Below are 19,290 nucleotides of genomic sequence, written 5' to 3' on the forward strand. Positions count from 1 at the left end.
TGCCTGTGCAAGGTTATTTTATTTCTCTTTTGTATTCTTTTTTCGTTCCATCAGAGAAGACAACTTCTAAATCGAATTTTTGATAGTCTTTATCAAGTTTGAACACGTTCACTACTTGATCGATTACTTCTTGGTCAGGAGTGTCTTTATCAAATTTTAATTCTTGTAGAAGTGGGCTTAATTTTGTAATAGCCTCGTCACCTGTAAACTTTGCATTTGTTTTATGATCTTCAAGCTTTGCTTCCATTTTCTTATCAGCCGCTACATTTTTATAATCAGCTTCGTAGTCTTTCTTCGTATCTTCATAGTCTGCATCTAAACTAAATTCATTAAAGTTTAATTTTAAATCTGCAGGAGCCTCATTTTTTGCTTCTTCAGTCGTCTTTTTATTAGAAGTTGTGTCTTCTTTTGCAGGAGCTTTACATCCTGTTAATGCAGGTACTAGCATAAGAGCTAATAAAACTGATAGTAGAATTCTCATTATAAATTCCTCCTTATGTAAATTCGTTCTATACAAGTTTTTCCCAAAAACATGTAATTATGTATGTGTTGAAAATAAATTATTATTCTGCAGTCACAAGGGCTAATCCGCAATTTAAATCAAAAACGATTTGTATGTATATGGTAAATTGAAGTTGTGAGGGAGGGACTAAAATGCATGAAGAATATAAAGAGATAATAAAAAAATCAATTGAATATATAGAGAATCACTTACATGAGGAGCTTACAACAGAAAGAGTGGCATCTCACAGTGCAGTATCGATGTACCATTTTCATCGCATCTTTCAAAGATATGTTGGGATGAGTGTAACGGATTATATTCGAAAGAGAAGGTTAACTCATGCTGCACAAGTTTTAGTGTCAACGGAGAGAGCTGTTATTGATATTGCAGTGCAATACGGTTTTTCCTCACAAGAGGCATTTACGAGAGCTTTTAAAAGAATGTTTCAATTGCCACCAAAGAAATATCGAAAGTACTTCCAGTCATTTTATATAGAAAGAGAGGGTGTTTCAATGCAAAAAGGTATACCAAAAGGATGGGTATTAAGTGGAAGTCATCCTGCTGAATATGAGATGGGGTTAGATTATGAAGTTGTCCATCAAGGAAAAGTATCTGCATACATAAAAGCAAAAGAGAATGTTACGCATGGAGGATTTTCAACATTAATGCAAATCTTCCGAGCCGATAAATATGTAGGTAAAAGATTACGTTTTACAGCATTTGTTAAGAGTGAGAACGTAAGAGATTGGGCGGGGTTGTGGATGCGAGTAGACGGAACCGATACGGAACCGCTCGCTATGGATAATATGCAAAATCGCCCAATTAAAAATACAAATAACTGGCAATCGTACTCGGTTGTATTAGATATAAAAGAAGGAGCGCTTGGTATTGCATTTGGCGTTTTATTATCAGGAGAAGGCTGTGTGTGGCTAGATAGTATTCGATTTGATGAAGTGGATGAAAAAATTCCTTCAACAGATTTGTCTGAAAACTTTTATGAAACACTACTAGAAGAACCGGTAAATCTGCAATTTGAAGAGATAGAAAAGTAAGGAGAAAATGTATGTTCAAATATGTAAAACTAATAAGTATTAGTTTAGTAATATCGTCTTGTATTATGGGAATTAGCTATTTCATTAGCTATCTGTGGTCAGGGCATATACCTTCTTTGACGTGGAGAACATATTTAATGTTTGTGTTTATATTTATGATGAGTTTTGGTTCAATGCAAAAAGAAGGAAAAGAGGATTATTGAAAATAGTCTTCTTCGCATTTCTTTCATTAACACAAATGTTTCTAACTGTGTTTGGAAACGCAGGTATGATTTTTAATATTATCTCGCTATCACTACAACTTGTAAGTTCGGGTGTAATTGTACCGCATGAAATGCTTTCTAAAACATATCAAACAATGGGTGAAGTATTTCCCGCAACATATGCAGCAAATGGCTATTATACAATAATATTTGGGGGAGTTAGTCTAGAGAAAAATATTATTTCATTATTAGTCATTATATTAGTTACGCAATTGGTAGCGGTAATTACTGTATCTATAAAAGGAATAGTAAAGAGAAGAAGTCATGTAGTTAAAGAAGTATAAAATAAAAAGGTATCCTGTGATTGGATACCTTTTTATTTTATTATTTTGCAACTTCTGTCCACTTGTAGTTAAATTCACCGCCGAAGTCAGTTGTTACAAGCCCTTTAATGAAAGAGCGTTGTAGGTAAGAACGACCTTGTTGGTATAAAGGAGCGACAGCACCGTCTTGTAATAGAATTTTTTCAGCTTGCTTCATTGCTTCAAAGCGTGCTTTTTCATCGCCAGCTAAATCTGTTTTCACTTTATGAATTAGCTCATCGTACTCTTTGTTAGAGTATTTATCGAAGTTATAAGCACTATCTGTTGTAAATAAATCTAAGAATGTAATTGGATCAGCGAAGTCAGGGCCCCACCCGTCAATACCAATTTCATAGTCACCACTTAATAGTAGTTTCAACTGTTGTTTGCGTGGTTGCGGTTTTAAATTCACTGTTAATCCATCTAAGTTTTTTTCTAATTCACCTTTTAAATATTCACCAGTCTTTTTAGCTAAAGCATTATCACTTGTTAATAGTTCGATTGTTACTTTGTCAGTACCAAGTTCTTGTTTTGCTTTTTTCCAATTTTCTTTCGCTGTTTTCACATCATCCTTGACTAGATTTCCATTTTCTTTACGGAAGTCATTGCCTTCTGGGCTCTTTGCAAATTTCGCAGGAACCATTCCTTCAGCTGGAACAGCGCCGTTATTTAAGATTGTTTCTACGTAAGCTTTTTTATTCATTGCGCCGTTAATAGCAAGGCGTGCATGTTGATTTTTTAATGTTTCATTTTTCTGATTTAGTCGTAAAAATTGAATGCCGACTTCAGCGCGTTCCTTGAAGTTTGGATCGCTTTTATATTTATCAACAAACTCTGCAGTTAAAGCAACACGATCAATTTGTCCTGAATCATATAAGTTCACTTCTGTAGACTTATCTTTAACGACATTGAAGTTGATTTCTTCTAATTTTACAGTTTTAGCATCCCAATAGTTAGGGTTTTTCTTCAATTGGAAGCTTTGTTCATGTTTCCAGTTCTCTAATGTGAAAGCACCGTTGTAAATTAAATGATTTGTTTCTAAACCATATTTATCGCCTTGAGACTTTAAGTACTCTTCATTAATTGGTAAGAATGTTGAGAATGTCGTTAAGCTTAAGAAGTAGGGAACAGGACGGTCTAGTTGTACTTCTAACGTTTTGTCATCAACAGCTTTGACCCCTAGTTGATCAATTGGCAATTGTTTTTGGTTTATTTGTTTCGCATTCTTTATATCGAAGAATAAGAATGCGTATTCAGCTGCTGTATTAGGATTTACAGCACGTTGCCAAGCGAAGGCAAAGTCCTTTGCTGTAACAGGAGTACCGTTTGACCATTTTGAATCACGCAGATGGAATGTATATTTTGTTTTATCGGGACTAATGTCAACCGACTCAGCGACGCCAGGAACCGGTTTATTATCTTCTCCCATTGCATATAACCCTTCAAAAACATTGCGCATTACGTTCATGGATTCCCCATCCGTTGCTTTTGCAACATCCATTGTTGGAATTTCTGAAGCGAATGATAAGTTAATTGCCTGTTTATCAGGTGCTTTATCGTTTGCTTTCGCTCCGCTTGCATTATCTTTATTTCCCCCGCAAGCAGTTAGTAATAGACTTGCCCCTAAAACAGATGCAACAACAGGTACAACTTTTTTCTTCATTGTTCGTTCCTCCCTAAATGTGTTGTTCGTAACGTCATAATGTCCGTGTCTTGAAGTGGCTATAGAAGGAGATAAAACCTATTATAAATATTTGTTTATAGGTAATCATGTGTTCTATATGTATATACATGTTGAACTATAATCTATCGTTATGTGTTTCAACGTAGTAGACATTATATTTTGATGGTGAAATATTTTGTTTCTTTGATTATTTAGAATATTAGCACTGGAAAGAACTATATGTCAATAGTAAAAATAGATTGTTAATTTCTTAGAATAATATATTAAAAAAGCAGATTCTCATGTGTGAGAGAACCTATTTTTAATATATTTTGCTAAAAAAACAATTGGTGTGGGCTAATAATAAGTGGGGATGAAGAACCCCCCACTTATTAAAGTTTCACTTTATTTTTCAATTTTTGCCCACTTGAAGTTTAATTGACCTGCAAAGTCTACTTGCACAATTCCTTTCACATAAGAACGTTCTAAATAAGATTCGCCTTTTTGGTAAAGAGGAGCGATAACAGAGTCTTTAAATAATATTTTCTCGGATGCTAGTAATGCTTCCCAGCGAGCTTTTTCATCACCAGCTAAAGTTGTTTTCACTTTTGCTATTGTTTCATCGAATTCCTTATTAGAGTAATGATCTAAGTTATAAGGGTTATTCGTTGTAAATAGCTCAAGGAATGTAATTGGATCCGCAAAGTCAGGGCTCCAGCCATCAATTCCGATTTCGTAGTCACCTTTTAATAAAAGCGAAACTTGTTGCTTACGCGGTTGCGGTTTTATATTTACTGTTAATCCATCTAGATTCTTTTCTAGTTGTCCTTTTAAGAATTCACCAGTTTTCTTATCAAGGTCAGCATCACTCGTTAATAATTCTAATGTTATCTTTTCCGAACCAAGCTCTTGTTTAGCTTTTTTCCATAACTCTTGTGCAGATTTTGTATCAACTTTTGTTAAATCGCCGTTTGCAGTACGGAAGTCTTTTCCTTCAGGTCCTTTTGCAAAGTTTTTTGGAACGAGACCAAATGTTGGTGTAGATCCATCATTTAATAACGTATTTACAAAGGATTTTCTATCAATTGTTTGATCAATTGCTTGGCGTGCAGAAACGTTTTGAAGCACTTTGTTTTGTTGATTCATACGTAAAAATTGTACGCCTACGTTTGGACGTTCTTTAAAGTTAGCATCCTTTTTATATTTATCGACGAAGTCAGATGTTAGTTTTATACGATCTAATTGTTTTGACTCGAATAAATTTACTTCTGTTGATTTTTCTTTTACGACGTTAAAATTGATTTCTTCTAGTTTGACAGTATCTTTATCCCAATAGGTAGGGTTTTTCTTGAATTTAAAGCTTTGTTCGTGCTTCCAATCGCTTAGTGTAAAAGCTCCGTTGTACAAGATTGTATTATCTTCTAAAGCGTACTTATCACCTTGTGCTTTAAAGAATTCCTCGTTAATTGGTAGAAATGTTGGGAACGCTGTTAAGCTAATAAAATACGGAACAGGACGCTCCAATTCTACCTCAAACGTATGGTCATCAACTGCTTTTACACCAAGTTGGTCGGCTGGAAGTTCTTTGTTGTTAATTTTTGTTGCGTTTTTAATATCAAAGAATAGAAATGCATATTCAGAGGCTGTTGCTGGATCTACGGCTCTTTGCCAAGCGAACACAAAATCTTTAGCTGTAACAGGAGTGCCGTTTGACCATTTTGAATCTCGCAAATGGAATGTGTATTTCGTTTTATCGCCACTTACTTCATGAGATTTTGCAACACCAGGAACAGGTTTGTTACCTTCACCAAGATTATACAAACCTTCAAATACGTTTCTCATTACTTGACCAGAATCAGTATCTGTAGCACGAGCCGTATCCATTGTTCGTATTTCAGTAGGTGAAGATAAGTTTAAAACCTGTTTACTAGGTGCCTCGTCTTTTGCATTTGCTCCGCTTGCTTCGTTTTTATAACTACCGCAACCAGTTAATAAAATACTTACTCCTACAACTGATGCAATACCGGGTACAAACTTCTTTTTCATTTGATTTTCCTCCTAAATAATTAAGTTTGGATGATGATGAGGGAAATGAAAAATAAAAAATCCCTCTTTTCATATTGAGAAAGAGGGATTTTTACGTACAAGTTATGCACCCGTATATAAACGAAGTCCCTCATTCTATCTTTCAAGCATAAAGCTTGCAGGAAGTGGCACAGTATTCAAAATGAACCTGTTGCCGAGGTTTCAAAGGGCCAGTCCCTCCACCTCTCTTGATACAATGAGTAAACGAATAAATTTTATTAATTTTTGTGTTTCTTTGATAATTCAAAATCTTACACCTTGAATAATGAAGTGTCAACTGAATGGAATATAGTTTAAATTTTCAGTTTTCTTAAATAAAAAGACCACTGCATATGGCAGTGGTTTTTCTACTAGAAGTTAAAGTTATCTGGATCTGGACCAACGCGACGATCTTCATTTAAAGCTTGAATTGCTTTCATATCATCAGCACTTAATTCAAAGTCGAAGATGTTTGCATTTTCAATAATGCGATGTTCTTTAATTGATTTAGGAATTGTTACAACTTTGTTTTGTAAATCCCAGCGTAAAATAATTTGCGCAGTTGATTTATTATATTTTGTCGCAATTTCTTGTAACGTTGGATTATCTAGTAGTTGTCCTTGCATTAATGGTGACCAAGCTTCAAGCTGGATATTATGTTCTTTACAGAATGCATGTAACTCTTCTTGTGCTAAACGTGGGTGGTATTCCACTTGGTTGACCATTGGCTTAATTTCAGCAATTTCAAATACGTCTTGTAAGTGGTGAATGTGGAAATTACTCACACCGATAGCGCGAACACGACCATCTTTATAAAGTTTTTCTAATGCTTTCCATGATTCAGTATATTTCCCTTTTACAGGCCAATGTACTAAATATAAATCTAAATATTCTAGACCTAATTTCTCTAATGTAGTTTCAAATGCTTGAAGTGTTGTTTCATATCCTTGATCGCTATTCCATACTTTTGAGGTAATAAATAATTCTTCACGTGAAACACCGGATTCACGAATCGCTTGTCCAACGCCTTCTTCATTTTGATAGATTGCTGCAGTATCGATGCTGCGGTAGCCATTTTTAATTGCTGCTTTTACAGAATCAATTACTTCTGAACCATCTTCTACTTTAAAAACACCTAAACCAAACCAAGGCATTTTTACACCGTTATGTAATGTTGTATAGTCTTTTAAACTTGTTAAAATCATATTATTTCCCCCTAGCTTTTTTGTTTGTTGCTTCTACTGCTTTTTGAATTGCCTCTGAAAAATTATACTCGTATAAAGTTTTGAGACCCTCAGCTGTGGAACCACCTGGCGTTGTTACTTGTTCGCGGAGGTTAGCTGGATTTTGCGTTTGTTCGAGCATAGAAGCAGAGCCAGAAATCATTTGAATGACAAGATGTTTTGCGGTTTCTTCATCGACTCCATAACTTTTTGTTGCTTCAATTAAGCTTTCAGCAAAGTAATAAAGGAAGGCTGGTGCACTTCCAGTAACTGCAGTAAGCTGATGAACTTCTTCCTCAGTACAAAGTTGCGAAGTACCAATACCTTTTAAAAGTAGTTGCAGGGTTTCTTGATGTATCTCGTTTACTGATTGTCCTATTGTATATAAGGAGATAGACTTTCCAATTTCAGCAGCTGTATTAGGCATAATCCAAGCAACAGGCGTGCCTTTTGGGAGTCTAGCTTCTAAATAAGATGGTCCAATGCCAGCTGCTACTGTTACGACTAGTTGATTTGATAGTAACGGAGATAGCTCAGCTAATAACTCTTCATGAGCAGAAGGTGGCATTGCTAAAACAACCGTATCAACAGATGTAACATGCTGCTTCCAATCTGTTGTAGTAGACACATCATATCGCCCTTGTAATTGCTTTAGCTTTTCTACGTTGCTTCGGTTAGAAACGATAATTTCTTCGATGTATTCTTTGCTTGTTTTAAGTAATCCGGAAAATATAGCTTCTGCCATACGACCAGCACCAATAAATAAAATTCGATGTTTAGTTAGCATATCCTTTATTCCTTTCTAGTAGAGATATGTTATAAAAACGATATCATCTTTAAGAGAATTTTGTAAAAAGAAAAGACTTACCGTAGATGGAATGGATAATGAGAAGGCGGAAATTCATGGTAAAGGAAGGAGCTATTCCTTATATTGGTTTATACATCATGCTAATATTAACTGTTATTAATCTCTTTATATGTGTAGCTGGTTTGCTAGAGTGGAAGAGCAATTATAAGGGACAAGAACATAAAAATAACTATATCTAGAAAATAATTAGAATTGAAAAACCCCTGAAGCATATATGCTTCAGGGGTTTACTAATAGAATATAAGATTATGCTTTTGTCATACCAAGTAATACAGCGCCGCCGATAATTAAAACACTACCTAGTGCAATAAAGATCAATTGACGTTTTGTTTTCTTTTCACCTAAGAATACAATCGCACCGAATGTTGAGATAACGATTCCAGTTTGAGATAATGGGAAGCTTGTTGCTACTCCAACACGTGGTAATGAAAGAAGTAAGAATAAGTTTCCAGTTCCCCATAGTAAACCAGACAAAGCATTACGGATTGCATATTTGTTAAATGGTTTATGTTTAGACGTCAGTACAACCGCACCAACAAACATACCAACTGCTTGTGGTAAGATAGCAGACCAACCATCAATATTATACCAACGAATAATTATTACATATACAAGATAGCCGAAAGTAGAAACAATTAAAGTAAGAAGTCCTTTTTTCAATTGTCCAGGTGGCTGAGCATTTTCTTTATCATCTAATGATGTGAATACAACACCAACTACGATTAATAGGATTGCAATCGTTCCCAGAATGATTGTTGTCGTAGTAGTCCACTCACGGAAAGCGATAACCCCAAAGATAGAAGTTGCAACAAGTTGCATACCAGTAGAAATCGTTACAGTAGTTGAAACACCTAGTTTTTCAACTGTTTTTAATTGGTTTACTTGTCCTAAAGCCCAGAATAAACCTGAGATAAAACCAACAATTAAGATTGTCATTGTTAAAGCTGGTTGAGTAAATACATACATAATTGTTGCGAAGAATAGAGCACCGATTGTCATACCTACCGTTTGGCTATATGCACCACCGCCCATTTTTACGCTTACTAATAAGATGTTTCCCCATGCAATTGCAGGAAGAAGCGCTAATAAAATGTCCATTACAAGACTCCCTTCGGTTTGCTATACCAATATAGTTACATATCGTTCTAACGATCGGTAATGCACCACTAATAGAGTAGAAGATTACCGATCGCTAAAACAGGATGAAGAATTCACGATATAAATGCGTTTTCATTTCTTCATTTTTTGAAACACCTCCATATAATAACAGGAAATTGCCTATTTTAGAAAGTGAATTCAAATAAAATGTCTATTTTAATAAGAGGTAAAATTCAGTTATTTCCCATTGGTATATTTTATTTCCTAAGAAATAAAGAAGCAGCTTTGACAAAAGCTGCTTTAAGAGTTAGTGATTCTTTTATTAATAAGTTGAATACATAGTAGAAATACGAGTGACATACCGATAGTAATAACTACAAGTGTCCAGGCGAGTTGCATATTACTTGCATCAATAGCCATGTAAATTGCAGTTGGGATTGTCTGTGTTTTACCAGGAATGTTCCCGGCAAACATAAGTGTAGCACCAAACTCTCCGAGTGCGCGGACAAAGCTCAAAATCATCCCGCTTAGTAATGCGGGAAATGCGAGTGGAAGTGTAACGTGTAGAAAAACTTGATATTCACTTGCGCCAAGGTCACGAGCACTTTCTTCAATTTGTACATTTGCGATAGAAAACCCTGTTTTCGCTGATTGGTACATAAGCGGAAATGCAACAACTGTAGAAGCGATGATCGCAGCAGTAGATGTGAACATAATAGACTGCTGAAATAATGATTCAATCCACTTTCCGATCGGGCTGTTGTTTCCAAAGATGATAATGAGAAAGAAGCCGATAACAGTTGGTGGAAGTACCATTGGTAATAAAAATATGGTTTCTAATAGTACTTTATATCGCCATGAGGAGCGAGCTAGTGCTCGCCCGACAATTGTCCCTAAAATTGTAACGAGAATAGTGGCACACGCAGCTACTCTTAAAGATAGAAAGACAGGCGATAAAATAGCATCAATGCTCATAGTAATTACGACAGGACTGTAAATCCATATTTCTTAAAGATAGATTGTGCATCTTTTGACTGCAAATACTCATAAAATGAGGTCGCCTCTTTCTTATGTTTAGATTCCTTTATAACACCTAAAGGATAGTGGATTGGCTCATGAGAAGTAGCTGCTGCTGTCTCACCAATCTTTACTTTATCCGAAATGAGAGCATCTGTTTTGTATACGATACCAGCATCGACATTCCCTGTTTCTACATATGTTAACACTTGGCGAACATCTTTTGTAAATACGACTTTATTTTGAACATCATTCCAAAGGTTTTCGTGTGTTAGAGAAGCCTTTGCATATTTGCCAGCAGGTACAGATTCAGGTGTACCAAGTGCAATTTTTTTGATTTTCTCATCTTTTAAATCTTGAAATTTTGTAAGAGAACTATCTTTAGGGATGACTAGAACTAGTTCATTTCCAAGAAGATTTTTCCCTTCTTTTTCATTAATGAATCCTTTTTTTACAAGGGTTTGGAATTTATCTTCTGCTGCTGAGAAGAATAAATCAGCAGGTGCACCTTGTTCAATTTGTTGTTGAAGTGCTCCAGAAGCACCGAAGTTAAAAGAAAGTTTGATATTTGGCTCTTTTTCTTTATATTGTTTTTCGATTTCTTTTAATGCATCTTGTAAGCTTGCAGCAGCTGAGATAGTCAGTTCAACTGTTTTATCCTCTTTAGCAGCTGAATTTGTATGCTTTTCCCCACTTGTACAAGCAGCGCTAAATATAAGAAGGAAAGAAAGTATAAGTGCCCCGATGGAACGTAATATAAATTTATTCATAAAAAAATACCCTTTCATTTTGATACATCTAATTATAACTAAATATAACTAAATATAACTAGTTATAATTGAATATAATTTGAACATATATCTATTTTTTAAAAATAGGAGAAATATTCTTTTCTTTGTTACAATGAAAGGAGAAAGTGAGGAATCGTCTATGGATCATCATTCCTACACAACGGAAGAAGTAGCAAAGCGATTAAAAGTATCGAAATTAACTGTATACGACTTAATTAAAAAAGGAGAACTTCCTTCTTATAGAGTTGGTAGACAGATGCGCATTGATGCAGCAGATTTAGATCAATATATAAAGCAAATGAAAACAGGAAAGGTACAAGTTAATCCTGTAAAAAACGATGGTAGTAGTAACTTGAACACGTGTATTATTAGTGGTCAAGAACTAACGTTAGATATGTTAGCTAAACGTATAGAAAATCGTTTGCCAAGTTCTAATGTTTTAAGAGCGTATCAAGGTAGCTTAACAAGTTTGGTGAAAATGTATCAAGGAGAAGGAAGTATCGTTAGTTTGCATTTGTTTGATGGTGAAACGGGTACATATAATATTCCTTACGTAAAACGCATTTTAGTAGGACAGCCATGTATTATGATTAATTTATTGTCCAGAAATGTGGGATTTTATGTCCGAAAAGGAAATCCGAAGAGAATAAAGACATGGGCTGACATATCCGGGTCCACTATAAAGTTTGTGAATCGAGAAAAGGGTTCTGGTATTAGAGTGTTAGTGGATGAACAATTACGAATCCAAAAATTAAATAAAGCTGATATTAGTGGATATGAATGGGAAGAATCGAATCATCTTGGTGTTGCCACGCAAGTTGCAAATGGAAAAGCTGATGTAGGAGTAGGTTCAGAAAAGTTTTCGCAAATTGTAAATGTGGACTTTATTCCGATCATGAAAGAACAGTATGATTTAGTAATTTTGAAGAATAAAGAAAATGAAGAGCTGATTGAAGTTGTGAAAGACATTCTGCAATCGGAAGAATTTCATAATGAATTAAATGCGATTGGCGGATATGATATTACGAAAACGGGTCAAATTATATATGAAATAAAGTGAAACTTTAATCAGTGGGGGGTTCTTCATCCCCCACTGATTATTAGCCCTCACCAATCGGACTTTAATGGGCAGCCTGATCCCTACCTAACTTCTTTGCTTTCGCTGAATTTCGAGGTGGGGGTCTTACTGCCCATTAAAGCGGGACAAACTAAAAAGCTGCTTGTCTATAAGACGAGCAGCTTTTTCTATATATAAAGGGGTTTGGGGAAACAAAGTGTTAAACAAGACCTTGAGCAAGTGTATAAATGAAAGCCGTAAGAAGAGTAGCTCCACTTGCAAGTCTGATAAAGTCTGATTTGTTGAAAGTAATGTTGTTCATTATAATCTCTCCTTATTTGTTTAATGTAGTTGCAACAGCTTTTGCATCGACAAGTGCGGATAGCACCATGCCCATTGTATTTAAAAATTTATTTGATTTCATATTGTTCATCATGCGTATCCGCTCCTTTTCGAATTGTTGTTGCCCTGCTTATGTCTTAATTATAGGGAATATGGCTACTTGCAACTATCGAATTAGCTTACGAAAGACTTACACTTTTGTAAGAAAAAAAGACATTCATGTAAGAATGTCTTTCACAGCATATTGATATGATGATGGTCTTCAATTGTTTTTAAAAAACTACGCATTGAATTTGTCATATAGCTATCTTTACGGCGTATGAAAACCGTTGAAATACTGCCGTATTTTTCAGGGATTGCATGACAATGTACCTTACCTGCTTTAGAAAGATGATGGACAGCAGACTGTGGTACGAGTGTAATTCCGAGACCGAGTGCAACACTGTTTAATATTGTCTCTAATATATTGAATTCCATAATTCTTTTTGGTAGCAAACCTTCATCTTTAAGCCAACGTTCTAGTTTGGAGCGGTATCCACATCCTTGGTTAAAAACGAGTAGAGGCGTTGTTGTAAATTCTTCTATATGAAAGGCTTTATTTTGTGTTATAAGCATTAATTTCTCTGTACTAACATCGTATTGTTCGATTAGTGAATGTTTAATAGGACCTGATATAAAGGCGCCATCTAATTGATGATCAAGTACTTCTCTAATTAATTCTTCTGTTAGACCCGCTTGTAATGATAAATCGACATTCGGATAGCTTTTATAGTAAGAAGATAAAATGGTAGGCAGTGTACTTACTGTTTCGACTGTACCGATTTTTAATATACCAGAAGGTGTTTCGCTATCCAAAAATACTTGTTTTAGTTCGTCGACATCTTGCAAAATTTTACTAACATAAACGAGCATTTTTCTTCCTTCAGCTGTTAAAGTCATTCCTCGTTTATGGCGGTAAAAGAGTGGGGTTTTTAATTCGTTTTCTAGTTGTTTAATACGTGCAGTTACATTTGATTGTACATAATTTAATTCCTTTGCTGCGCTACTTACACTCCCCTGATCGGCAACGCTTTTAAAGATTTGTAAGTCTCGTAATTCCATTTTGTAATCCCCCTTGATGTTAACTATCATTATAAATGATAGTTAACATCATTTTGAATCATTTTACGTGATATATTTTTTCTTTTACAATTCTCTTTGTGCAAATAGAAAGAAACGGGGGATTGCGGTGAGGAGAGGTCAAATGATAATAGGGGCTTTAGCGTGTTTAATTGCGAGTATGTCATGGGGAGCGATGTTTCCAGTTGCTGATCATGCGCTAGAATACATAGATCCATTTTATTTTTCGCTTATTCGCTATGGAGCAGTGGCGATAATGCTGATTGTATTGTTGTTAATGAAAGAAGGAAAACAGGCATTTCGTTTAGAGGGAAGAGGAAAGTTACTCGTCTTTTTTGGAACGATGGCATTTACAGTATATAATGTCCTCATATTTTTAGGGCAAATGTTGATGGGTAAGTCGGGTGTAATGGTAGCTTCCATTATGGAAGCACTTATGCCGATGATTTCTATTTGTATTTTATGGGGATATAAGCATATAAAACCGAAGAAGTATATGATAACGAGTATGGTTATTGCTTTTGTAGGAGCTGTGTTTGTTATTACAAAAGGTGACATGAGTTTCTTTGTAACATTGAAAGATAATATGTTCCCATTAGCATTTATATTTATTGGTGTTGTAGGCTGGGTTATTTATACGATGGGTGGTCAAACTTGTAGTGATTGGTCAACATTACGTTATTCTACGTTGACGTGTGTATTCGGTACGACTGTTACAGCGATTATAACGGTAATTATTACGTCGCTTGGATATATTTCAGTTCCGAGTATGGGAACGATTTCTATTGTGAAATATGATTTGTTATTTATGATGACATTGCCAGGTATTGTAGCGCTACTTGCTTGGAACTATGGTGTGAAAATTTTATCATCCATTAATGGGATTTTATTTATTAATTTTGTACCAATTACGACTTTAGCTATTATGATGATGCAAGGGTATCAAATCACAATGTTTGATATTATAGGGACTGTACTTGTTATTGCAGCGCTTATTCGCAATAACGTTTGTCAGAGAAAAGAAGAAAATATAAATAAGAGAGTTTTACAAGAAGAACAATTACGTCAAGCTGTTTAATAGGCAAATGGAGGATTTTACATGTTAGAAAGTTTATTGTTTTTCTTCGCCGTGGGAGTTGCCTGTGAGCTTGCAGCAATTAATCGAAATGGTCGTAAAAAGATAAAACAACAAGCTGAGCTGATACAGCTTTTAAAAGAATTGAAAGAAAGAAAAAATTAAAAAGACGACCGGGCATAGACGGTCGTCTTTTTCTATATAAAGGGGAAAGGGGACACAAAGTTATACAAGCGTAGCAGCGTAAATAAAAGCAGTAAGAAGAAGAGAGCCGCTAGCTAATCCTAAAAAGTCTAATTTGTTAAAAGTGATGTTATTCATAATGAGTTCTCCTTACTTGTTTAATGTATAAGCAACAGCTTTTGCGTCGAAAAGAGCTGATAATACCATGCCCATTGTATTTAAGAAATTGTTCGTTTTCATATTGTTCATCATATCAATCGACTCCTTTTCGAATAGTTGTTGCCCTGTTTCTGACTTAATTGTATGAAATATAGTGAGAAGTAACTATCGAATTAGCTTACAAGAAAATTACACTTTTGTAAGAATTGAAATTTAACAATTCATACTTATTTTTATTACCAACTCCTAAAACTTAGTGTTATAATCATTGTAAGAATATGATTATACTTCGGATGTTTAGAAAGGAACGAAATAAATGTATAAACCAATTACATTTTTGTTGAAATATATATTTAAAACAGCTGGGAAAGTAGAAGTGCAAGGAAGAGAAAAGCTACCAGAAGGTGGTCCGTATGTTGTTGCGTGTACACATACAAGTTTTATGGATGTATTAATGTTAGCTACAGGGATGTACCCAACAGAGATTCATTACATGGCAAAAAAAGAATTATTTGAAGGGAAATTCAAAAATTGGTTCTTTAAAAATGTAAATGCATTCCCTGTAGATCGCGCGAATCCGGGACCGAGTACACTTAAAATTCCATCACGTTTATTAAAAGAAGGAAAGGTAGTAGGGATTTTTCCGAGTGGAACGAGATCAGCGGAAGATGTTTCATTAAAAGCGGGTGCTGTGACAATTGCGATGCGTTCTAATGTACCTTTAGTGCCGGCAGCTTATGTTGGTCCATCAAGTGTAAAAGAATTAATAAAGGGGAAAAAGGCACAATTGATTTTTGGAGATCCGATTCAAATTGAGGCTGGAGAACAAATAGATCGAAAAACCGCTATGAAAATGATGACAGATCAATTAAATGAGAAGTTTGAGGAGTTAAAAGAAGCTTTGCAATCAAATCAAAAATAAGAAAAGACGACCGGGCATAGACGGTCGTCTTTTCTATTACTATTTATAATAAAGGGGAAAGGGGACACAAAGTTATACAAGCGTAGCGGCGTAAATAAAAGCAGTAAGAAGAAGAGAGCCACTAGCTAGTCCTAAAAAATCTAATTTGTTAAAAGTGATGTTATTTATAATATATTCTCCTTACTTGTTTAATGTAGAAGCAACAGCTTTTGCGTCGATAAGAGCGGAAAATACCATGCCCATTGTATGTAAGAAATTGTTCGTTTTCATTTTGTTCATCATATTAATCCGCTCCTTTTCGAATGGTTGTTACCTTGTTTCTGACTTAATTGTATGAAATGTTGCGGAAAGTCACTATCGAATTAGCTTACAGAAAAATTACACTTTTGTAAGAGAAACGAATGAAGGTGTAATGATAAGAAGATTTGACATATGTTCATGAGATTCATTAAGTTAAAGATAGAGGTGAGTGTATGGCTAATATTAAAGATATAGCAAAGATAGCGGGAGTTTCAGTTACGACTGTTTCGAGAGTGTTGAATGATCACCCATATGTAAGTGAAGAAAAAAGGAAAGCGGTTATAGAGATAGTTGAGAAATTGAATTACTCGCAAAACGCAAATGCTGTTCATTTATCAAAAGGAAAGACGAATATTGTTGGTGTGATTTTACCGTATATTAATCATCCGTGTTTTGATGCGATGGTGAGCGGAATGATGGAGATTGCGTTAACTCATAATTACAGAGTGTTACTTTGCCAAACGAATTATAATAAAAAAGAAGAAATGAAAAGTTTACATATGTTAAAAACAAAACAATTGGATGGTCTTATTATTTGTTCACGTGCAAATGATTGGGAAACGATAGAACCGTATGCTTCTTACGGCACAATAATTGCTTGTGAAGATAATGATATTTCAAACATCTCAAGTGTATATACGAATCATTCAGCGGCCTTTCAATTAGGAATGGATTATTTGATTGAGAAAGGTTATAAAAAAATTGGTTATTGTACGGGAAGAAAATTAGGGCCGAGTAGTCAAAAGCGTTTTGATGTTTATAAACAGCGATTGCAATCTATAGACGAAGAGGTTAATGAAGAATGGATTTTTACAGAATGTTTTACACTAGAAGATGGTGTAAAAGTGGCTCATAAGTTAAAAGAGATACAGGATCTTCCTGAAGCATTAATAGTAGCAGGTGATGAAGTTGCGATTGGGGTTATGACAGAGGTTGAAAAACTAGGGATTCAAGTTCCTGAGGATTTAGCGATTATTGGCTTTGATAATCAACCTATCTCGCAAGTGTTACAATTGACAACTATTGATCAAAATTTAAAGGAGATAGGGAAAACTGCTTTTGAAATGTTGCATAGAAAAGTGAATGACGAGAGTTCTAAACAAGAAAAGCTGGAAATTCCATACGGACTTGTGGAACGCTCTACAGTTTAATCTTAATCCGTTATGTGTATAATCGCATAACGGATTATTTTTTTGAAATATCTTTGACAGGAAACGCGTTTCATACTTTATAAAGGAGTTAAACCGGTTTGTAATAATCCATGGATTCTTTTCAAGTGTTAATGCAATGAATAGAATTTGGAGGAATATGCATGAATGAACTTTTATCGAGTATGAAAAAGTATGTAGATGATGATGAAAAGATTCTGGCTTTTGTGGTAGGGATCTTTGAGAAGGATAATTTCATGTTATGTTATCAACATGGAATTTTTGTTGCCACTACTAGACGTCTCCTTTTTTACGGGAAATTTCCGTACTATCCTTCAACATTTAAAGAGTACTCATATTTGCATATAGATAGCATAGATTTTCATTCGTACTTTGAGTTTACTTATAATCATGAAACCATTCGCGCTAAGCATATTCAGAAAGGGAATGTGGAGCAATTTATCCATGCAGTTAGAGCAAATATGAATAATTAATCAACCCTCTGTTTAAACATAATATTTCAATTTTTAAGAGGGAAAATGCGGAATAAAAACCACTTCTAAACCTCTAGGAGATAGTGATACAATGTCAAATGGGGGGAGGGTATGAACTATGGTTAATCAACGTATAAAGGAAATAACACTAATTACAATTGGTTCATTATTATTCGCAATTGGTATTAATTACTTTGCAATTCCAAACCGTTTATCGGAAGGTGGAATTATTGGTTTAACGGTTGTTACGTACTACTTATTTGATTGGTCACCAGGGATTGTGAATTTTGCTATAAATGCAATTTTACTAGCTATTGGTTATAAATTTTTTGATAAGAAAACAATGATTTATACAATTTTAGGGATTGTAGAAACATCTTTGTTTTTATACGTTACAGAACATATTGAGTATCATGTAAATAGTGATACATTATTAGCAGCTTTATTTGCTGGTTTATTTGTGGGTATTGGATTAGGCTGTATGTTCAAAGCTGGAGGTACATCGGGAGGATCGGCAATCTTAGCTCAGTTAGCAAATCAATATTTAGGTTGGAGTGTAGGTAAAGGCGTACTAATTATTGATATTGTTGTAATTGCTGGTTCAGTATTTATAATAGGGCAAGAAAAGGCAATGTATACACTTGTAGCTGTGTTCATTGGAGCGAAGGTGATTGATTTCATTGTAGAAGGAATGGACACAAAAACGGCTGTTACGATTATTTCGAATCAACCAGACTTAATTCGTGAAACTATTACGAAAAATATGACACGCGGTGTTACTGTATTAGAAGGGCGCGGCGGATATACTGGTAAAAATAAAGAAGTTTTATATGTTGTTATTAATAAACAAGAGCTTGTTAAGTTAAAACAAGTTATTAGCCGGGTAGATGAAGATGCTTTCGTTGTTATACATGATGTACGTGATGTACTTGGCGGTGGCTTTAAAGCAAGCTAAAAGGTGAACGAGTAAATTCGTTCACCTTTTTTAATTCTTACAAAAATGTAAGTGTAATGTAATGAGATTCAATAGTAGATTTTATTCCCCCTTTTTAAAATGGATGTATATATATCCTGCAGAGGAGGAATGTTTATTATGAGGAAAAAAATGATCACTACTATAATAGCGATGATAGTGATAGTAGTAATGTTACTGCCTACGAAACTTGGACCGGTTATCGATAAATATAATCCATTTTATAAGACGAAAGAATACTATACGGTTGTGAATACAATTGGTCAGCATATTGGTGATGAGTGGTATGAATATGAATTTATTGCATTCGATGAACGTGGTAGAGAGCAGAAAATAAAGAAAACGGTTAAGCATATGTTAAAGAGAGATGAAGCATTAAAGGTTTTTGCAAAAGGACGTTACGGTGAATCGATTGAAGAGATTGAGGTTGCAAATATTCCTATAAATGCGAAGAGCAAACTTTTAACGATGAGATAGTGAAATATACCCCCGGCTATTTTTTGTCGAAAATAAAAATACTGGGTAAGGGTATTTTTGAGGTTAATAAAAAAGCCTTAGTCTATATTGAAGTGCACCCCAATTGTTAGACACAGTCTAACAATTGGAGGTGCATTTTTTATGGCTAAATTTTCTTCAAAAGAAAAAATCCAAGCGGTGAAACGATATTTAGATGGT

Annotated in this window: 24 protein-coding genes and 1 riboswitch; of the genes, 12 read left to right on the forward strand and 12 right to left on the reverse strand. The window is 34.7% G+C overall.

Features of this window, described 5'->3' with window-relative positions; translation table 11 throughout:
* Positions 1 to 13 precede the first annotated feature (13 nt).
* Positions 14 to 481, reverse strand: a complete 468-nt coding sequence (locus ACTFRH_RS29215; RefSeq protein WP_001221554.1) for a YusW family protein — start codon at positions 479 to 481, stop codon at positions 14 to 16.
* A gap of 173 nt (positions 482 to 654) precedes the next feature.
* On the opposite strand from ACTFRH_RS29215, the gene ACTFRH_RS29220 reads away from it, so the two are divergent.
* Genes ACTFRH_RS29220 through ACTFRH_RS29230 form a run of 3 tightly spaced genes read left to right on the forward strand, consistent with a single transcriptional unit; the run spans position 655 to position 2,101 of the window.
* Entirely contained in the window at positions 655 to 1,554 is a 900-nt protein-coding gene (locus tag ACTFRH_RS29220; protein ID WP_000544206.1) for a helix-turn-helix transcriptional regulator, read from the forward strand.
* Positions 1,555 to 1,565: 11 nt separating this feature from the next.
* Positions 1,566 to 1,757, forward strand: coding sequence for a hypothetical protein (locus ACTFRH_RS29225; protein WP_000477651.1), 192 nt, complete (start codon positions 1,566 to 1,568; stop codon positions 1,755 to 1,757).
* Positions 1,754 to 2,101, forward strand: coding sequence for a hypothetical protein (locus tag ACTFRH_RS29230; RefSeq protein ID WP_000706214.1), 348 nt, complete (start codon positions 1,754 to 1,756; stop codon positions 2,099 to 2,101). Before ACTFRH_RS29225 ends, ACTFRH_RS29230 begins: the two co-directional genes overlap by 4 nt.
* A gap of 40 nt (positions 2,102 to 2,141) precedes the next feature.
* Here the strand turns inward: ACTFRH_RS29230 and ACTFRH_RS29235 are convergent, their stop codons facing one another.
* From ACTFRH_RS29235 to proC, 4 genes are all read right to left on the reverse strand, one after another.
* On the reverse strand, positions 2,142 to 3,782 hold the full coding sequence (locus tag ACTFRH_RS29235) for a peptide ABC transporter substrate-binding protein (RefSeq protein ID WP_000731089.1): 1,641 nt from the start codon (positions 3,780 to 3,782) through the stop codon (positions 2,142 to 2,144).
* Between the two features lie 405 nt (positions 3,783 to 4,187).
* Positions 4,188 to 5,828: a peptide ABC transporter substrate-binding protein gene (locus ACTFRH_RS29240; RefSeq protein ID WP_000726474.1), complete on the reverse strand. Its 1,641-nt coding sequence runs from the start codon at positions 5,826 to 5,828 to the stop codon at positions 4,188 to 4,190.
* Positions 5,829 to 5,960: 132 nt separating this feature from the next.
* Positions 5,961 to 6,065: riboswitch (SAM riboswitch) on the reverse strand.
* A 152-nt stretch (positions 6,066 to 6,217) separates the two neighbouring features.
* Positions 6,218 to 7,051, reverse strand: coding sequence for an aldo/keto reductase (locus ACTFRH_RS29245; protein WP_000604198.1), 834 nt, complete (start codon positions 7,049 to 7,051; stop codon positions 6,218 to 6,220).
* Between the two features lies 1 nt (position 7,052).
* Complete coding sequence (gene proC, locus ACTFRH_RS29250; protein WP_000956274.1) at positions 7,053 to 7,856, reverse strand: pyrroline-5-carboxylate reductase; 804 nt, start codon at positions 7,854 to 7,856, stop codon at positions 7,053 to 7,055.
* A 116-nt stretch (positions 7,857 to 7,972) separates the two neighbouring features.
* Here proC and ACTFRH_RS29255 point away from each other — a divergent pair, with 116 nt between their 5' ends.
* Positions 7,973 to 8,116 carry a hypothetical protein gene (locus ACTFRH_RS29255; protein ID WP_000237841.1) on the forward strand — a complete coding sequence of 48 codons (144 nt, stop codon included), beginning with the start codon at positions 7,973 to 7,975 and terminating at the stop codon, positions 8,114 to 8,116.
* A 67-nt stretch (positions 8,117 to 8,183) separates the two neighbouring features.
* Here ACTFRH_RS29255 and ACTFRH_RS29260 read toward each other — a convergent pair whose 3' ends face one another.
* The 3 genes from ACTFRH_RS29260 to modA form a co-directional block, all read right to left on the reverse strand.
* On the reverse strand, positions 8,184 to 9,035 hold the full coding sequence (locus tag ACTFRH_RS29260) for a GRP family sugar transporter (RefSeq protein WP_000353544.1): 852 nt from the start codon (positions 9,033 to 9,035) through the stop codon (positions 8,184 to 8,186).
* Between the two features lie 300 nt (positions 9,036 to 9,335).
* A complete protein-coding gene (gene modB, locus ACTFRH_RS29265; protein ID WP_000020523.1) occupies positions 9,336 to 10,010 on the reverse strand; it encodes a molybdate ABC transporter permease subunit in 675 nt (224 codons plus the stop codon).
* 5 nt (positions 10,011 to 10,015) lie between these two features.
* Positions 10,016 to 10,822: a molybdate ABC transporter substrate-binding protein gene (modA, locus tag ACTFRH_RS29270; protein WP_001031844.1), complete on the reverse strand. Its 807-nt coding sequence runs from the start codon at positions 10,820 to 10,822 to the stop codon at positions 10,016 to 10,018.
* 160 nt (positions 10,823 to 10,982) lie between these two features.
* On the opposite strand from modA, the gene ACTFRH_RS29275 reads away from it, so the two are divergent.
* Positions 10,983 to 11,903 carry a substrate-binding domain-containing protein gene (locus tag ACTFRH_RS29275; protein ID WP_033703495.1) on the forward strand — a complete coding sequence of 307 codons (921 nt, stop codon included), beginning with the start codon at positions 10,983 to 10,985 and terminating at the stop codon, positions 11,901 to 11,903.
* Positions 11,904 to 12,120: 217 nt separating this feature from the next.
* Here ACTFRH_RS29275 and ACTFRH_RS29280 read toward each other — a convergent pair whose 3' ends face one another.
* Both ACTFRH_RS29280 and ACTFRH_RS29285 read right to left on the reverse strand, forming a co-directional pair.
* Positions 12,121 to 12,222 (reverse strand): DUF3948 family protein, encoded by a 102-nt coding sequence (locus ACTFRH_RS29280; RefSeq protein ID WP_001060021.1) that lies wholly within the window; start codon positions 12,220 to 12,222, stop codon positions 12,121 to 12,123.
* A 254-nt stretch (positions 12,223 to 12,476) separates the two neighbouring features.
* The gene (locus tag ACTFRH_RS29285) at positions 12,477 to 13,343 is read right to left on the reverse strand and encodes a LysR family transcriptional regulator (protein ID WP_000423036.1); all 867 of its coding nucleotides are present in this window, start codon (positions 13,341 to 13,343) and stop codon (positions 12,477 to 12,479) included.
* 127 nt (positions 13,344 to 13,470) lie between these two features.
* Here ACTFRH_RS29285 and ACTFRH_RS29290 point away from each other — a divergent pair, with 127 nt between their 5' ends.
* Both ACTFRH_RS29290 and ACTFRH_RS29295 read left to right on the forward strand, forming a co-directional pair.
* Positions 13,471 to 14,439: a DMT family transporter gene (locus ACTFRH_RS29290; RefSeq protein WP_016119004.1), complete on the forward strand. Its 969-nt coding sequence runs from the start codon at positions 13,471 to 13,473 to the stop codon at positions 14,437 to 14,439.
* Positions 14,440 to 14,460: 21 nt separating this feature from the next.
* Positions 14,461 to 14,601: a YrzO family protein gene (locus tag ACTFRH_RS29295; RefSeq protein WP_000894065.1), complete on the forward strand. Its 141-nt coding sequence runs from the start codon at positions 14,461 to 14,463 to the stop codon at positions 14,599 to 14,601.
* 60 nt (positions 14,602 to 14,661) lie between these two features.
* Here ACTFRH_RS29295 and ACTFRH_RS29300 read toward each other — a convergent pair whose 3' ends face one another.
* Positions 14,662 to 14,757: a DUF3948 family protein gene (locus ACTFRH_RS29300; protein WP_001060007.1), complete on the reverse strand. Its 96-nt coding sequence runs from the start codon at positions 14,755 to 14,757 to the stop codon at positions 14,662 to 14,664.
* 337 nt (positions 14,758 to 15,094) lie between these two features.
* Here ACTFRH_RS29300 and ACTFRH_RS29305 point away from each other — a divergent pair, with 337 nt between their 5' ends.
* A complete protein-coding gene (locus ACTFRH_RS29305) occupies positions 15,095 to 15,700 on the forward strand; it encodes a lysophospholipid acyltransferase family protein (protein WP_000277769.1) in 606 nt (201 codons plus the stop codon).
* Positions 15,701 to 15,772: 72 nt separating this feature from the next.
* Here ACTFRH_RS29305 and ACTFRH_RS29310 read toward each other — a convergent pair whose 3' ends face one another.
* Positions 15,773 to 15,868 (reverse strand): DUF3948 family protein, encoded by a 96-nt coding sequence (locus ACTFRH_RS29310; RefSeq protein WP_001060007.1) that lies wholly within the window; start codon positions 15,866 to 15,868, stop codon positions 15,773 to 15,775.
* A gap of 305 nt (positions 15,869 to 16,173) precedes the next feature.
* On the opposite strand from ACTFRH_RS29310, the gene ACTFRH_RS29315 reads away from it, so the two are divergent.
* The 4 genes from ACTFRH_RS29315 (at position 16,174) to ACTFRH_RS29330 (ending at position 19,092) form a co-directional block, all read left to right on the forward strand.
* The gene (locus ACTFRH_RS29315; protein ID WP_001273891.1) at positions 16,174 to 17,151 is read left to right on the forward strand and encodes a LacI family DNA-binding transcriptional regulator; all 978 of its coding nucleotides are present in this window, start codon (positions 16,174 to 16,176) and stop codon (positions 17,149 to 17,151) included.
* Positions 17,152 to 17,312: 161 nt separating this feature from the next.
* The gene (locus ACTFRH_RS29320; RefSeq protein WP_001004247.1) at positions 17,313 to 17,642 is read left to right on the forward strand and encodes a PH domain-containing protein; all 330 of its coding nucleotides are present in this window, start codon (positions 17,313 to 17,315) and stop codon (positions 17,640 to 17,642) included.
* Between the two features lie 118 nt (positions 17,643 to 17,760).
* Entirely contained in the window at positions 17,761 to 18,597 is an 837-nt protein-coding gene (locus tag ACTFRH_RS29325) for a YitT family protein (RefSeq protein ID WP_000248039.1), read from the forward strand.
* A gap of 138 nt (positions 18,598 to 18,735) precedes the next feature.
* Positions 18,736 to 19,092, forward strand: a complete 357-nt coding sequence (locus tag ACTFRH_RS29330) for a YxeA family protein (RefSeq protein WP_001227798.1) — start codon at positions 18,736 to 18,738, stop codon at positions 19,090 to 19,092.
* Positions 19,093 to 19,290: the final 198 nt, after the last annotated feature.

It is taken from the genome of Bacillus cereus group sp. MYBK216-1 (assembly GCF_051916495.1).
GTDB classification, from domain to species: Bacteria; Bacillota; Bacilli; order Bacillales; family Bacillaceae_G; genus Bacillus_A; species Bacillus_A thuringiensis_K.